This is a genomic window from Kocuria sp. CH-021, assembly GCF_049716185.1.
GTDB classification, from domain to species: Bacteria; Actinomycetota; Actinomycetes; order Actinomycetales; family Micrococcaceae; genus Kocuria; species Kocuria cellulosilytica.
Genome location: NZ_JBNAFK010000017.1, coordinates 70,790 through 85,197 on the forward strand (window position 1 = coordinate 70,790; position 14,408 = coordinate 85,197).

17 protein-coding genes are annotated in these 14,408 nt (G+C 72.2%); 3 read left to right on the forward strand and 14 right to left on the reverse strand.

Annotation, left to right across the window (positions count from 1 at the left end; genetic code table 11):
- Positions 1-47: 47 nt before the first annotated feature.
- The 3 genes from coaA (at position 48) to mscL (ending at position 2,339) form a co-directional block, all read left to right on the forward strand.
- Entirely contained in the window at positions 48-1,004 is a 957-nt protein-coding gene (gene coaA / locus ACPYN7_RS13575; RefSeq protein ID WP_058872547.1) for a type I pantothenate kinase, read from the forward strand.
- Positions 1,004-1,861, forward strand: a complete 858-nt coding sequence (locus tag ACPYN7_RS13580; RefSeq protein WP_424347986.1) for a M15 family metallopeptidase — start codon at positions 1,004-1,006, stop codon at positions 1,859-1,861. Before coaA ends, ACPYN7_RS13580 begins: the two co-directional genes overlap by 1 nt.
- 85 nt (positions 1,862-1,946) lie before the next feature.
- Positions 1,947-2,339 carry a large conductance mechanosensitive channel protein MscL gene (gene mscL, locus ACPYN7_RS13585; RefSeq protein WP_058872545.1) on the forward strand — a complete coding sequence of 131 codons (393 nt, stop codon included), beginning with the start codon at positions 1,947-1,949 and terminating at the stop codon, positions 2,337-2,339.
- A 78-nt stretch (positions 2,340-2,417) separates the two neighbouring features.
- On the opposite strand, the gene glmM is transcribed toward mscL, so the two are convergent.
- The 14 genes from glmM to secY all read right to left on the reverse strand — a co-directional run bounded on the left by glmM (position 2,418) and on the right by secY (position 14,035).
- Complete coding sequence (glmM, locus tag ACPYN7_RS13590; RefSeq protein ID WP_058872544.1) at positions 2,418-3,773, reverse strand: phosphoglucosamine mutase; 1,356 nt, start codon at positions 3,771-3,773, stop codon at positions 2,418-2,420.
- A gap of 135 nt (positions 3,774-3,908) precedes the next feature.
- Positions 3,909-4,415 (reverse strand): 30S ribosomal protein S9, encoded by a 507-nt coding sequence (gene rpsI, locus ACPYN7_RS13595; protein ID WP_058872543.1) that lies wholly within the window; start codon positions 4,413-4,415, stop codon positions 3,909-3,911.
- 33 nt (positions 4,416-4,448) lie between these two features.
- Positions 4,449-4,892, reverse strand: coding sequence for a 50S ribosomal protein L13 (gene rplM, locus ACPYN7_RS13600; RefSeq protein WP_017833326.1), 444 nt, complete (start codon positions 4,890-4,892; stop codon positions 4,449-4,451).
- 260 nt (positions 4,893-5,152) lie between these two features.
- Positions 5,153-6,121, reverse strand: coding sequence for a tRNA pseudouridine(38-40) synthase TruA (gene truA / locus ACPYN7_RS13605; protein WP_424347987.1), 969 nt, complete (start codon positions 6,119-6,121; stop codon positions 5,153-5,155).
- Positions 6,122-6,233: 112 nt separating this feature from the next.
- Entirely contained in the window at positions 6,234-6,995 is a 762-nt protein-coding gene (gene rplQ, locus ACPYN7_RS13610) for a 50S ribosomal protein L17 (protein ID WP_058872542.1), read from the reverse strand.
- Positions 6,996-7,062: 67 nt separating this feature from the next.
- On the reverse strand, positions 7,063-8,070 hold the full coding sequence (locus ACPYN7_RS13615; protein WP_017833323.1) for a DNA-directed RNA polymerase subunit alpha: 1,008 nt from the start codon (positions 8,068-8,070) through the stop codon (positions 7,063-7,065).
- Between the two features lie 137 nt (positions 8,071-8,207).
- Entirely contained in the window at positions 8,208-8,612 is a 405-nt protein-coding gene (gene rpsK, locus ACPYN7_RS13620; protein WP_058872541.1) for a 30S ribosomal protein S11, read from the reverse strand.
- A gap of 91 nt (positions 8,613-8,703) precedes the next feature.
- Positions 8,704-9,072 (reverse strand): 30S ribosomal protein S13, encoded by a 369-nt coding sequence (rpsM, locus tag ACPYN7_RS13625; RefSeq protein WP_017833321.1) that lies wholly within the window; start codon positions 9,070-9,072, stop codon positions 8,704-8,706.
- Between the two features lie 170 nt (positions 9,073-9,242).
- Complete coding sequence (rpmJ, locus tag ACPYN7_RS13630) at positions 9,243-9,356, reverse strand: 50S ribosomal protein L36 (protein WP_017833320.1); 114 nt, start codon at positions 9,354-9,356, stop codon at positions 9,243-9,245.
- Between the two features lie 55 nt (positions 9,357-9,411).
- On the reverse strand, positions 9,412-9,633 hold the full coding sequence (gene infA / locus ACPYN7_RS13635) for a translation initiation factor IF-1 (RefSeq protein WP_017833319.1): 222 nt from the start codon (positions 9,631-9,633) through the stop codon (positions 9,412-9,414).
- Positions 9,634-9,897: 264 nt separating this feature from the next.
- Entirely contained in the window at positions 9,898-11,073 is a 1,176-nt protein-coding gene (rlmN, locus tag ACPYN7_RS13640) for a 23S rRNA (adenine(2503)-C(2))-methyltransferase RlmN (protein WP_368825124.1), read from the reverse strand.
- A 50-nt stretch (positions 11,074-11,123) separates the two neighbouring features.
- On the reverse strand, positions 11,124-11,960 hold the full coding sequence (gene map, locus ACPYN7_RS13645) for a type I methionyl aminopeptidase (protein ID WP_058872540.1): 837 nt from the start codon (positions 11,958-11,960) through the stop codon (positions 11,124-11,126).
- A 114-nt stretch (positions 11,961-12,074) separates the two neighbouring features.
- The gene (locus ACPYN7_RS13650) at positions 12,075-12,638 is read right to left on the reverse strand and encodes an adenylate kinase (protein WP_058872539.1); all 564 of its coding nucleotides are present in this window, start codon (positions 12,636-12,638) and stop codon (positions 12,075-12,077) included.
- 86 nt (positions 12,639-12,724) lie between these two features.
- Positions 12,725-14,035 carry a preprotein translocase subunit SecY gene (secY, locus tag ACPYN7_RS13655; RefSeq protein WP_058872538.1) on the reverse strand — a complete coding sequence of 437 codons (1,311 nt, stop codon included), beginning with the start codon at positions 14,033-14,035 and terminating at the stop codon, positions 12,725-12,727.
- Positions 14,036-14,408: the final 373 nt, after the last annotated feature.

Sequence of the window (14,408 nt, forward strand, 5' to 3'; positions counted from 1 at the left end):
GTCTGCCGTTCGCCGCACGCGTCCGGGCTCGGTCTAGACTGTGGTCGATGACCGCATCTACGCTGAGCGACCGCACCTCGCCCTTCGTGGAGCTCGACCGGCAGACCTGGTCGCGGCTCTCCCACGAGATCGACGTCCCGCTCACCTCCCGGGAGATCGAGAACCTGCGCGGCCTCGGCGACCGGCTCGACGTCGAGGAGGTGCGCGAGGTGTACCTCCCCCTCTCGCGGCTGCTGACCCTCTACGACGAGTCCTCGAACCGGCTCAACGCCTCGACCAACGCCTTCCTGGGCGAGGAGCACGCCCGGACGCCGTTCGTGATCGGCATCGCCGGGTCCGTGGCCGCCGGCAAGTCCACCACCGCCCGGCTCCTGCGCGAGCTGCTGTCCCGGTGGCCGTCCACCCCCAACGTGCAGCTCATCACCACGGACGGGTTCCTGTACCCCAACGCGGAGCTCCAGCGCCGCGGGCTCATGGACCGCAAGGGGTTCCCGGAGTCCTACGACCGGCGCGCCCTGCTGCGCTTCGTCGCGAAGATCAAGTCGGGCGCCCCCGAGGTGCGGGCCCCCCGGTACTCGCACCACAGCTACGACATCCTGCCCGGCGAGGAGATCGTGGTGACCCGCCCGGACGTGGTCATCATCGAGGGGCTCAACGTCCTCGCCCCCGCCAAGGTGGGCCCCGGGGACCGGGCGGCGCTGGCGCTGAGCGACTTCTTCGACTTCTCGATCTACGTGGACGCCCGGCCCGGGGACATCGAGCGGTGGTACGTGGAGCGCTTCCAGGCCCTGCGCTACTCGGCCTTCGCCGACCCCGGGTCCTACTTCCACCGCTACGCCGACCTCTCCGACGACGGGGCCGTGGCCACCGCCACCGGCATCTGGCGGCGGATCAACGAGCCGAACCTGATCGAGAACGTGCAGCCGACGCGCGGCCGCGCCCGGCTGATCCTCTCCAAGGACTCCGACCACTCCATCCGGCGCGTGCTCCTGCGCAAGAACTGATGGGCGCCCCGCGCACCGGCGCCCTCCTGCTGGCCGCCGTGCTGCTCGTGACCGGGTGCGCGCCGGATCCCGGGGGCGCTCCCCCGGAGCCCGCCGGGACCCCACCGGCCGCCGCCGCGCCCTCCGTCCCGGCGTCCTCCGGCCCGGCTCATTCCGGCCCGGCGTCCTCCGGCCCCGCCCCCTCCGGTTCGGCCCCCTCCGCCGCGGCGCCTCCGCCCGGTGCGGCGACGACAGCACCGGGCACCGGTCCCGCCGCGGAGCCGGGTGCGGGTCCCGACCTCGACGACCCCGCCTCGCTCGCCGTGGTGGTCAACAAGCGGCGGCCCCTGGACCCGCCGGACTGGGCCCCCGCCGCGCTCGAGGACGTCGAGGGGCACCTCCTGCGCCCCGAGGCGGCCGCCGCGGCGCGGGGGCTGCTCGCCGCGGCCCGGGCGGACGGCGTGCCGATCCGGATCGTGTCGGGCTACCGCTCCTTCGCCGAGCAGTCCGGCACGTACGCCGGGTGGGTCGCGCGGAAGGGCCGCGCGGCCGCCGACACGGCGTCCGCCCGGCCGGGCCACTCGGAGCACCAGACGGGCCTGGCCGTGGACGTCGGCGACGGCTCCGGGTGCGACCTGCAGGTGTGCTTCGACGGCACGGCCGCCGCCGCGTGGGTGGCCGAGCACGGGCCGGAGCACGGCTTCGTGGTCCGCTACCCGTGGGGCGAGCACGGCACCACCGGCTACTGGTACGAGCCGTGGCACCTGCGCTACCTGGACCCGGAGCGGGCCCGGGAGCTGGTGCGCTCGGGCGCGGCCACGCTCGAGGAGTTCTCGGGCCTGCCGCCGGCCCCGGACTACGGGCCCGCCGCCGGCTGACCCCGGCCCGTGACCGGCCCCGCGTGCGGGGCCGTTGCCCGCGTCCCGGCGCCCCGGCCCGGCGGTCACCCTCTACGCTGTGAGCATGCTCAAGGGGTTCAAGGAATTCATCATGAAGGGCAACGTGCTGGACCTGGCCGTGGCCGTGATCATCGGCGCGGCCTTCGCCCAGGTGGTCAACGCCATGGTCGAGGCGGTGCTGATGCCGCTCATCTCCGCGCTGGTCGGTTCGCCGAACTTCGACTCCTTCGCGGTGCTCACCGTCAACGGCAACGACGTCCGGTTCGGCGTCCTGCTCACCGCGCTCGTGAACTTTCTGCTCGTGGCCGCCGCCGTGTACTTCGCGATCGTGCTGCCCATGAACAGGATGATCGAGGCCCGCAACCGCCGCCTCGGCGTCGACCCGGCCGAGGAGGAGGCCGACGCCCAGGTGCAGCTGCTCACCGAGATCCGCGACGCCCTGCACCGGCGCACCTGATCCCGCCCGGGACGCGCCGGAGGCCCGCGCCGTGATCACGGTGCGGGCCTCCCTCGCGTCCCGGGCGGGCCGAGCGGCTCAGACGGTCAGGGCCAGCTCGCGCTCCACCACGGCGGCGAGGAACTCCGTCTCGGCCCGGGCGACGTCCTCGGACGCCGCCTCGACCATCACGCGGACCACGGGCTCGGTCCCCGAGGGCCGCAGCAGCACGCGGCCCGTCTCGCCGAGGCGCTGCTCGACCTCCGCGACGGCGGCCTGCACCCCGGGGTTGGAGCCCACCGCGGCGCGGTCCACGCCGCGCACGTTGAGCAGCACCTGCGGCAGCCGCGTCATGACCCGGGCCAGGTCCGCGAGCGGCGCACGGGTCTGGGCCACGCGCGAGGCCAGCATCAGCCCGGTCAGCAGCCCGTCGCCGGTGGTGGCGAAGTCGGACATGATGACGTGGCCGGACTGCTCGCCGCCCAGGTTGTACCCGTGCTCGGTCATCGTCTCGAGGACGTAGCGGTCCCCCACGGCGGTCTCGCGCACGTCGATCCCGGCCTCGCGCAGGGCGAGCTTGAGCCCGAGGTTGCTCATCACGGTGGCCACGAGCGTGTCGTCCACGAGCCGGCCCGCGTCCTTGAGCGCCAGGGCCAGGATCGCCATGATCTGGTCCCCGTCCACCTCCCGGCCCGTGGCGTCCACGGCGAGGCAGCGGTCGGCGTCGCCGTCGTGCGCGATCCCGAGGTCGGCGCCGAGCTCGACGACGGCCCGCCGGAGGGGCTCCAGGTGGGTCGAGCCGCAGCCGTCGTTGATGTTCAGGCCGTCGGGCTCCGCGCCGATGACGTGCACCTCGGCGCCCGCGCCGCGGAACGCGTCCGGGGACACCCCGCTGGCCGCGCCGTTGGCGCAGTCCAGGACCACGCGCAGCCCCTCCAGCCGGTGCGGGATGGCGCCCACGAGGTGCAGGACGTAGCGGTCCTCCGCGTCCGTGAGCAGGTGGATGCGCCCGACGCCGGCGCCGGTGGGGCGCCGGAAGTCCCCGGACTCGTAGACCTGCTGGATCTCGTCCTCCACCCGGTCGGGCAGCTTCCGCCCGCCGTGGGCCAGGAACTTGATCCCGTTGTCGGGGGCCGGGTTGTGCGAGGCGGAGATCATCACGCCGAAGTCGGCGTCGACGTCCGCCACGAGGTAGGCCAGCGCGGGGGTCGGCAGGACGCCGGCGTCGTGGACGTCCACGCCCGACCCGGCCAGGCCCGCGGTGACGGCCGCGCTGAGGAACTCCCCGCTGGCGCGGCCGTCCCTCGCGACGACCGCCGTGGGGCGCCGCCCCTCGCGTGCGTGGCCGTGGCCGAGCACGATCGCGGCCGCCTGGGCCAGGTCCAGGGTCATGTTGGCTGTGAGGAGGTCGTTCGCGAGCCCGCGCACGCCGTCCGTTCCGAATAATCTAGACATCGCCCCCCATCCTACGTTCCCCGCGCCCCGGACGGCGGCAGGCGGGCGTTAACGAACGGACCCCGTCCGGGACCCGGGGTGCACCGGGTCGGACGGGGTCCGTGGGGCCGAGGGCGGGCCGGGACGGCCCTCCGATCAGCGCTTCGAGTACTGCGGGGCCTTGCGGGCCTTCTTGAGCCCGGCCTTCTTGCGCTCGATGACGCGCGGGTCGCGCGTCAGGAAGCCGGCCTTCTTGAGGGTCGGGCGGTTGTTCTCCACGTCGATCTCGTTCAGCGCGCGCGCCACGCCGTGGCGCAGGGCGCCGGCCTGGCCGGAGGGGCCGCCGCCGTGGATGCGGGCGATGACGTCGTAGGCGCCCTCGAGCTCGAGCACCTTGAAGGGGTCGTTGACCTCCTGCTGGTGCAGCTTGTTCGGGAAGTAGTTCTCCAGGGTGCGGCCGTTCACGGTCCACTGGCCGGAGCCGGGGACGACGCGCACGCGGGCCACGGCCTCCTTGCGGCGGCCGACGGCCTGGCCGGAGACGGTCAGGGCCGGGCGCTCGGCGGCGACCTCGGTCTCCTCGGCGGGGGCGGACTCGGAGGTGTAGCTGCTCAGCTGCTCCTCGCCGTCCACGATGTTCTGCTCTTCAGTATTCTGAGCCACGATGTTCCTCGCTAGTTTCTGTCGTAGGCCCGGTTACTGGGCGACCTGGGTGAACTCGAAGGTCTGCGGCTGCTGGGCACCGTGCGGGTGCTCCGGGCCGGCGTAGACCTTGAGCTTGGACATCTGCTGGGCGGCCAGCTTGTTCTTCGGGAGCATGCCACGGATGGCCTTCTCCACGGCGCGGACCGGGTGCTTCTCCAGCAGCTCGGCGTAGGAGCTGGACTTGAGCCCGCCCGGGTAGCCGGAGTGGCGGTAGGCCCGCTTCTTCTCGAGCTTGGAGCCGGTCAGGGCCACCTTCTCGGCGTTGATGATGATGACGAAATCACCGGCGTCCACGTGGGGAGCAAAGGTCGGCTTGTGCTTTCCGCGCAGCAGCGTTGCGGTCTGGCTGGCAAGACGACCCAGGACGACGTCGGTGGCATCGATGACGTGCCACTGGCGCTGGATGTCACCGGGCTTCGGGGTGTACGTACGCACGTTAGTTTGCCTTCGTTCGGGTTATCTCGGTGGCGCTAGTTGGGATCACGCCGTTTCTCGGTGTGCCGTCCGGGGCTCGGGTGAGGGCCGAGCTGCATCCGGTGCCCGAGACCCCGGTGCACCGGACCGCCATGCGTCCTGCAACTGGACGGCGGATCCGGGTACACGTGAACCGAGGCGGGACACGCACAACAGCACCCCACGTTACCGGATGGAGCGGCCGTTGACCACTCGGGCCATACACCCGGAGGATCCGGCGGTCAATCTCCCCGCGGGCGGCCCGGACCGCCGGCGCCCGCCGGCCCGTCCCCGTCCCGGGGCGGCCGGCGGGGACCCACGGGATCGCGCAGCGCCCGGGTGCGCTCGGCCCGCTCCCCCAGGGCGGCGTCCCCCGGGTAGCGGACCTCCTCGAGCACGAGGGCGTGCGCCGGGGCCATCAGCACCCGGGCGTCCCGGACCCGCTCCGCGAGCCGCCGGCCGAGCCAGTCGGGGTCCTCGCGGCCCGCGCCCACGCGCGCGGCCGCGCCGACGACGGAGCGGACCATGTGGTGGCAGAAGGCGTCCGCCTCGATCTCCAGCACCACCAGCCCGCCGGGGTCCCGGGCGACGGACAAGTCCAGGACCTCCCGCACCGTGGTGGCGCCCTCGCGCGGGCGGCAGAAGGACAGGAAGTCGTGCAGGCCCACCAGCTCCCGCACCGCCCCGGCCATCACAGGGACGTCGAGCACGTCCTTCGACCACCACGTCAGGTGCCGGGTCAGCGGGTCCCGGCCCGCCGCGCCGTCGTCGATCCGGTAGCTGTACCGGCGGGAGACGGCGGAGAAGCGGGCGTCGAAGCCGGCCGGGGCGGCGCTCGCGCGGCGGACGACCACCGCCCCCGGGCACTCCGGCAGCCCCCGTTCCCGGCGGCCGCGGCCCAGGACGTGCGCCAGCGCCCCGGTCAGGCGGCGCTCGAGGGCGAGCGCCGGGTCCTCGTCCCGGCCGCGGGCCAGCGCGGCCCACTCCGCCGGCGCGAGGTCCAGGTGCACCACCTGGCCGCGCGCGTGCACGCCCGTGTCCGTCCGCCCGGCCACCGCGACCCGCACGTCCCGGCGGACCAGCACGGCGAGGGCGTCCTCCAGGGCCCCCTGGACGGTGGGCAGCCCCGGCTGCCGGGCCCACCCGGAGAACGGCGCGCCGTCGTAGGCGAGGTCGATCCGCACGCGCACGGCGGGGACGGACGGGCTCATGCTCAGCTCCTGGGGGTGCTCCTGGGATGTGGTCAGGGGGTCGGCGGGCACGACGACGCCGCCGGGGACCAGGTCCCCGGCGGCGTCACGGTGTCTGTCCGAGCGGGCCCGGTCAGCGCATCTTCTGCGCGGCGGCGCCACCGGCCGGCTGGAAGCCGGCGGCCTCGGCGTTGGCCGGGGAGTCGAACCAGATCTCGGCGGTGGTCCCCGTGTACCAGCGCGAGCCGGGCACGTGGTACTTCATCGAGTTCTTGTTGCCCTTGACCTCGAAGCCCTCGGGGGCCTCGCCGGACTCGAGCGGGGCGTGCGAGCCGGGGAACTCCGCGTCGGTGTTCTCGGCGGCGACCTCGGCGGCCTGCTCGGAGCCGACCTCGGGGGCCTGCTCGTCGGCGGGGATCTCCTCGGCGGCGACCTCACCGGCGGTGGAGTCGGCCGGGGTGTCGACCGGGGCGGCGGGGGCCGGGGCGGCCTTCTCGGTGGCGCGCTCGGCCTCCGCGACGGTCGCCTTGGTCGCGACGGGCTCCATCACGAGCTCGATCACGGCCATGGGGGCGTTGTCGCCCTTGCGGTTGCCGATCTTCGTGATCCGGGTGTAGCCGCCGTTGCGGTCCTCCATCGCCGAGGCGATGGTCGTGAACAGCTCGTGCACCACGGACTTGTCGCTCAGCTGCGCCAGCACACGACGGCGGGCGGCCAGGTCACCGCGCTTGGCGAAGGTGATCAGGCGCTCGGCGTAGGGACGCATCCGCTTCGCCTTCGTCACGGTGGTGGTGATGCGCTTGTGCTCGAACAGCTGCTGCGACAGGTTCGCCAGCATCAGGCGCTCGTGCGCGGGTCCGCCTCCGAGGCGGGGTCCCTTGGTGGGAGTAGGCATGGTTGTTGATCTCCTGGAAGTTCGTCCCGTCCGTGCCGGGCGGCCGGTGGGACTTCAGCGGGAAGGACTAGTGGTCGTCGTCGTCGAACGGGTTCTCGTCGTCGATCGCGGCGGCGCGAGCGGCGAGGTCGAAGCCGGGGGGCGAGTCCTTGAGGGACAGCCCGAGGTCGACGAGCTTGGCCTTGACCTCGTCGATCGACTTGGCGCCGAAGTTGCGGATGTCCATCAGGTCCGCCTCGGAACGGCCCACGAGCTCACCCACGGTGTGGATGCCCTCGCGCTTGAGGCAGTTGTAGGACCGCACGGTGAGCTCGAGGTCCTCGATGGGCAGCGCCATGTCGGCCGCCATCGCGGCGTCGGTCGGCGAGGGCCCGATCTCGATGCCCTCGGCGGCCGTGTTGAGCTCCCGGGCGAGACCGAACAGCTCGACCAGGGTCGTGCCGGCGGAGGCCACGGCGTCACGCGGGGTGATGGCCTCCTTGGTCTCCACGTCCAGGACCAGCTTGTCGAAGTCGGTGCGCTGCTCCACGCGGGTGGCCTCCACGCGGAAGGTCACCTTCAGGACGGGCGAGTAGATCGAGTCGACCGGGATGCGCCCGATCTCCGCGTCCCCGGCCTTGTTCTGGGCGGCGGAGACGTAGCCGCGCCCGCGCTCGATGGTCAGCTCGAGCTCGAGCTGGCCCTTCGCGTTGAGGGTCGCGATGTGCAGGTCCGGGTTGTGGATCTCCACACCGGCGGGGGCCGTGATGTCCGCCGCGGTGACGACGCCGGGGCCCTGCTTGCGCAGGTAGGCGACGACGGGCTCGTCCTGCTCCGAGGAGACGGCGAGCTTCTTGATGTTGAGGATGACCTCGGAGACGTCCTCCTTGACGCCCTCCACGGTGGAGAACTCGTGGAGCACCCCGTCGAGCCGGATGCTGGTCACGGCAGCACCGGGGATCGAGGACAGGAGGGTGCGGCGGAGGGAGTTGCCGAGGGTGTAGCCGAAGCCGGGCTCGAGCGGTTCGATCACGAAGCGGGACCGGTTGTCGGCCACGACCTCTTCAGAGAGGGTGGGGCGCTGTGCGATGAGCACTGATGTTTCCTTTCAGCGGGCATCCGCTATATGACGCGCGCAAATGGTGGAAAACAGTTGATGGGTGCGGACCGGTGCCCGGTCCGTTGTCGGCACGCGCACCGGGACCCCGCGGGGTCCCGGTGCGCGTGCTCACATCAGACGCGGCGGCGCTTCGGCGGGCGGCAACCGTTGTGCGCGCTCGGGGTGACGTCCGAGATGGAGCCGACCTCGAGGCCGGTGGCCTGCAGGGAGCGGATGGCGGTCTCGCGCCCGGAGCCCGGGCCCTTGACGAACACGTCGACCTTGCGCATGCCGTGCTCCTGCGCGCGCTTGGCGGCGGCCTCGGCGGCCATCTGGGCCGCGAAGGGGGTGGACTTGCGAGAGCCCTTGAAACCCATCTCGCCGGCGGAGGACCAGGACAGGACGGCGCCGGAGGGATCGGTGATGGTGACGATGGTGTTGTTGAACGTCGACTTGATGTGGGCCTGGCCCTGGGTGACGTTCTTCTTGTCCTTGCGACGCGGCTTGCGGGCAGCCGTCGCGCGAGTCTTCGGGGGCATGGAAATCTCCTACAAAGTTTTGAAGAGCGGTGAAGAGTGGTGGTGGGCCGCCCGGGGGACCGTGGGGTCCCGGCGCGCGGGCGGCAGCGGGCTACTTCTTCTTGCCGGCGACCGTGCGCTTCGGACCCTTGCGGGTGCGGGCGTTGGTCTTGGTGCGCTGACCGTGCACCGGCAGGCCGCGGCGGTGCCGGATGCCCTGGTAGCTGCCGATCTCGACCTTGCGGCGGATGTCGGCGGCCACCTCGCGCCGGAGGTCACCCTCAACCTTGTAGTTGTCCTCGATGTAGTCGCGCAGCTCCACGAGCTGGGCGTCGGTGAGTTCGCGCACGCGCAGGTCGCCCGAGATGCCGGTGGCGTCCAGGGTGGCCAGCGCGCGGGTGCGTCCCACGCCGTAGATGTAGGTGAGCGCGATCTCCAACCGCTTCTCACGGGGAAGGTCGACGCCTGCGAGACGAGCCATATCGGCGGTTCTCCTTGTGCTGTTCCAGAGGTCTGGAGCATCGCTGTCCGGTCGGGGACGTCATGTCCGTGCGCCGGTCCCCGGCCTCTGTACCGGGGGCGCCCGCCTGGATCTCTCCGGTCGGGAGCGGTGCCTATGTCGATCCACTTGCGTGGGGTGGTCGGGGCCTCTCAGCCCTGACGCTGTTTGTGGCGCGGGTTCTCGCAGATCACCATGACCCGCCCGTTGCGGCGGATCACCTTGCACTTGTCGCAGATCGGCTTCACGCTCGGTTGGACCTTCATCGCATTCCTTCGCGTCGTTCTCTCGAGTGGTGTGCGGCCCGGACGGCCGCCGGTCCTACTTGTAGCGGTAGACGATACGACCGCGAGTGAGGTCGTACGGGCTGAGCTCCACCACCACGCGGTCCTCGGGGAGGATCCGGATGTAGTGCTGTCGCATCTTCCCGGAGATGTGGGCGAGGACCAGGTGACCGTTGTTCAGCTCAACGCGGAACATCGCGTTGGGCAGAGCCTCGACCACAGTGCCTTCGATCTCGATGACTCCGTCTTTCTTGGCCATATCCTCCGCTAACTTCAGGTGCCCCCCGCCGGGGCGGCGGGCAGGGTTTCGGGTGTACATCGTCGTTAAACGCCGCCGCGGACCCGTACGCGTGCACCATCACCGTTCGTGGTGCACGGTGAGGGTCGGCGCGGTCCGATGAGTGCGGAATCGCTGGAGCACAGACAACCAACAGGACACTCTACGGGATCGGGGCCGCCTCCCGCAACGCGGGAGGCGGCCCCGGGGGCCCGGCCGGATCCGGCGGACCGGGGGCGACGGCGCTCAGACGGTCGCGGCGAGCTGCCCGCAGGCCCCGTCGATGTCGGAGCCGCGGGTGTCCCGCACGGTGGTGGGGATGCCGTGGGCGCGCAGCCGCTCCACGAAGTTCTGCTCCACGCCCGGCCGGGACGCGGTCCACTTGGAGCCCGGCGTCGGGTTGAGCGGGATCGGGTTCACGTGGACCCAGCCCCCGCCGCGGGCGTTGAGCTTCTCCCCGAGCAGGTCGGCCCGCCACCCGTGGTCGTTGATGTCCCGGATCAGGGCGTACTCGATCGAGACCCGCCGGCCGGTGGCCTGGTAGTACTCGTAGGCCGCGTCGAGGGCCTCGTCGACCTTCCAACGGGTGTTGATCGGAATGAGCTCGTCCCGCAGCTCGTCGTCGGGGGCGTGCAGGGACAGCGCCAGGGTGACCGGCAGCTTCTCCTGGGTGAACTTCCGGATGCCGGGCACGAGGCCCACGGTGGACATGGTGATCCCGCGGGCGGAGATCCCGAGGCCCTCCGGGGACGGGTCGATGAGGCGGTGGATCGCCCCGATCGACGCCTTGTAGTTGGCCAGGGCCTCCCCCATGCCCATGAAGACGATGTTCGAGACCCGCAGCGGCTCCTGCTCGGCCCGCCCGACGCGCCCGCCGCGGAGCATCCGGGCCCCCTGCACGACCTGCTCGACCATCTCCGCGGTCGAGAGGTTGCGGGTCAGTCCCGCCTGGCCGGTCGCGCAGAAGGGACAGTTCATGCCGCACCCGGCCTGCGAGGAGATGCACATGGTGACCCGGTTGGTGTAGCGCATCAGCACGGACTCCACGGTGGCCCCGTCGAAGCACCGGTGCACGTTCTTGACGGTGGCGCCCTGGTCGGCCTCCAGGCTGCGCACGGTCGTCAGCAGCGGCGGCAGGGCCTGGGACACGAGCTCCTCCCGCCCCGCGGCGGGCAGGTCGGTCATGTCCTCCGGCGCGGTGGCGAACCGGTCGAAGTAGTGCCGGGAGAGCTGGCCCGCCCGGAAGGGCTGGTGGCCCAGCTCGGCGAGGAACTGCCGGCGGCCCGCCATGTCGAAGTCGGCGAGGTGGCGCGGGGGCTTCCCGCGGCGCGGCGCGGCGAAGGTCAGCTGGCCGGGCCGCGGCTTCACGGTGAGCTCGACGGGCGTGCGGGTCGTGGTGGTCTGCTGCGGCTGCTGGGCCACGGTGTTCTCCTCGCCGGGTCGCGGGTCCTGGACGGTCGGGGGGCGGGCGCTCACGGCAGGTCCTCCGGGATCGGGACGGGGCGCACGCCGAGGGGCTCGAGCTCCGAGGCCCCGCCGTCCTCGGCCGTGAGCACCCAGACGCCGTCGGCGTGCAGGGCCACGGAGTGCTCCCACTGGCTCGAGCGGGCCCCGTCCGTGGTGACCACGGTCCACTCGTCGTCGAGCACGCGGGTGCCGATCCCGCCGCGCACGAGCATCGGCTCGATGGCCAGCGCCATCCCGGCGCGCAGGCGGGGGCCGCGGTCGGTGCTGCGGAAGTTGAGCACGTCGGGGGCCATGTGCATCTTGGAGCCGATGCCGTGGCCCACGTACTCCTCGAGGATCCCGAAGCGGTGCCCGGAGGCCTTCCGCACGTAGTCCTCCACGGCCGCGCCGATGTCGCCGACGTGGGTGCCGGTCGCCGCCGCGGCGATGCCGTGCCACATGGCGCGGCGGGTGACGTCGGAGAGCTCGGCGTCGGCGGGGTCGGGGCGGCCCAGCAGCACGGTGCGCGCCGAGTCCCCGTGCCAGCCGTCGACGATCGCCCCGCCGTCCACGGAGAGGATGTCCCCCTCCTGCAGCACCTGCTCCCCGGGGATGCCGTGCACCACGACCTCGTTGACGGACACGCACACCGCGGCGGGATAGCCGAAGTAGCCGAGGAAGTTGGAGCTCGCCCCGTGCTCGTCGAGCACCGAGCGGAAGACGTCGTCGAGGGACGCGGTGGTCGCGCCGGGCACGGCGGCCGCCACGGCGGCGTCGAGGGCGCGCGAGGTCACCACCCCGGCGCGCTGCATGGCGCGCAGCTGGGCGTTGGTCTTGTACTCGATCCGGCGGCGGCCGAACATGCGGTCTTCCTTCCGAGCCGCTCCGGGTGGGGAGCTCGCGGCTGTGGTGGGTTAAACGTGAGACCCCCGGGGGTGTCCGGGGGTGTCACGGCGTCGGTGGTGCGGGACGGTGCGTCAGGACAGCGCGCTCATGATCCGCCGGGAGACTTCGTCGACGGTCCCCAGGCCGTCGACCTCGCGGACGATGCCGCGCCGGTCGTAGACGTCGACGACCGCGGCGGTCTCCGCGTCGTACACGTCGAGACGGTGCCGGATGACCGCTTCGGTGTCGTCGGTGCGCCCCTCCTTCTGGGCGCGCCCGAGGAGCCGCTGGACGAGCTCGTCGCGGTCGGCGGTCAGCTTCAGCACGACGTCGAGCTCCTGCCCCAGCTCGGCGAGGATGGCGTCGAGCTCCTCCACCTGCGCGGCGTTGCGCGGGTAGCCGTCGAGCAGGAAGCCGTCGGCCGTGTCCGTCTCGGCGAGCCGCTCGCGCACCATCCGGTTGGTCACCGAGTCCGGGACGAGGTCGCCGGCGTCGATGTAGCTCTTGGCCTCCTCGCCCAGCGCGGTCCGGCCCTTGATGTTCGCCCGGAAGATGTCCCCGGTGGAGATCGCCGGGATGCCGAGCTGCTCCGAGATGCGCACGGCCTGCGTGCCCTTGCCTGCGCCGGGGGGGCCGATGATGAGCATGCGGGTCATGAAGTCTCCTTGCGGTCGGTGGTGGCTGCGGTCACAGTCTATCGGGACGTCCCGGGCGCCCCGGCGCGGGGCGCACGGGGCGCCGGTCAGCGCAGCAGCCCCTCGTAGTTGCGCTGCTGCAGCTGGGCCTCGATCTGCTTCACCGTGTCCAGGCCCACGCCCACCATGATGAGCAGCGACGGCCCGCCGAACGGGAAGTTCTGGTTGGCGTCGATCAGCACGAGTGCCACGAGCGGGATCATCGACACGATGCCCAGGTACAGGGCGCCCGGGAACGTGATCCGGCTGAGCACGTAGGCAAGGTACTTCTCGGTGGGCCGGCCGGCGCGGATCCCCGGGATGAAGCCGCCGTAGCGCTTCATGTTGTTGGAGACCTCCTCCGGGTTGAAGGTGATCGACACGTAGAAGTACGTGAAGAACACGATCATCAGGAAGTACATCACCATGTACACGGGGTGGTCGCCGGTGACGAGGTAGCTGTTGATCCAGTTCACCCAGCCGGGGATGTCCGTGCCGTCGTCCGGCATCCCGAACTGGGCGAGCATGCCGGGCAGCATCAGCATCGAGGAGGCGAAGATGATGGGGATGACGCCGGCCATGTTGACCTTGAGCGGGATGTAGGTGGTGGTGCCGCCGATGGTGCGCCGGCCCACCATCCGCTTGGCGTACTGCACGGGCACGCGGCGCTGGGACTGCTCCACGAAGACCACGCAGGTGATCACCACGAGCCCCACGGCCAGCACCGAGAGGAACACGCCCCAGCCCCGGGTCCGCAGGATCTCGCCGAGGGCGGACGGGAAGGTCGCGGCGATGGAGGTGAAGATGAGCAGCGACATGCCGTTGCCCACGCCCTTCTCCGTGATCCGCTCCCCCAGCCACATGATGATCGCCGTGCCGGCGGTCATGGTGATGATGATGATCAGCACGGTCAGCCAGGTGTCCTCGGGGATGATCGGCAGGGGGCAGTCCCCCAGCAGGGCCCCGGACCGGGCGAGCGAGACCACCGTGGTGGCGTTGAGCAGCGCGAGGCCGATGGTCAGGTAGCGGGTGTACTGGGTCAGCTGCGTCTGTCCCTGCGCGCCCTCCTCGTGCAGCTCCTGGAAGCGCGGGATGACCACGCGCAGCAGCTGCACGATGATGCTCGCTGTGATGTAGGGCATCACGCCCAGGGCGAAGACCGACAGCTGCAGCAGGGCGCCGCCGCTGAAGAGGTTCACCATGTCGTACACGCCGCCCGTGGTGGACCCCAGTTCCAGGCACTGCTGCACGTTGCCGTAGTCGACGCCCGGCGCCGGGATGAACGTGCCCAGGCGGTAGAGCACGATGAGGGCGAGGGTGAACCCCAGCTTGCGTCGCAAGTCGGGGGTTCGCAACGCCCGTCCGAAAGCGCTGAGCACATGTCCTCCTAGAGACTGGGTCCGACCGGCATCCGGCGGCGGGGGGTGGTGGGGCGGAGCTCGGTCCTGGGTCCGCGCACAGGCGTGGGCGCGGAGAACTCCGGCAAGTCTAACGAACGCGCCGCGCCGGGGACTCCCCCGGGGGCGCGCGCCGACGCGACGGGCTGGTCCCGCCGACGGATCAGGCCCCGCCCACGCTGGCGTGGACGGGGCCTGATCCGGGGGTGCCGCGGGGGCCCGGGGGGGGCCCCGGGGGGGGGGGGCGGGGGGCGGGGGGGGGCGCGCCCCGGCGCGGCGCCGGCCCCCCCCCCGCCCCCCGCGCGGCGGCGCGCCGCGGGGGGGCCCGGGGGCGGGGGGGGGCGCGGGGGGCCGC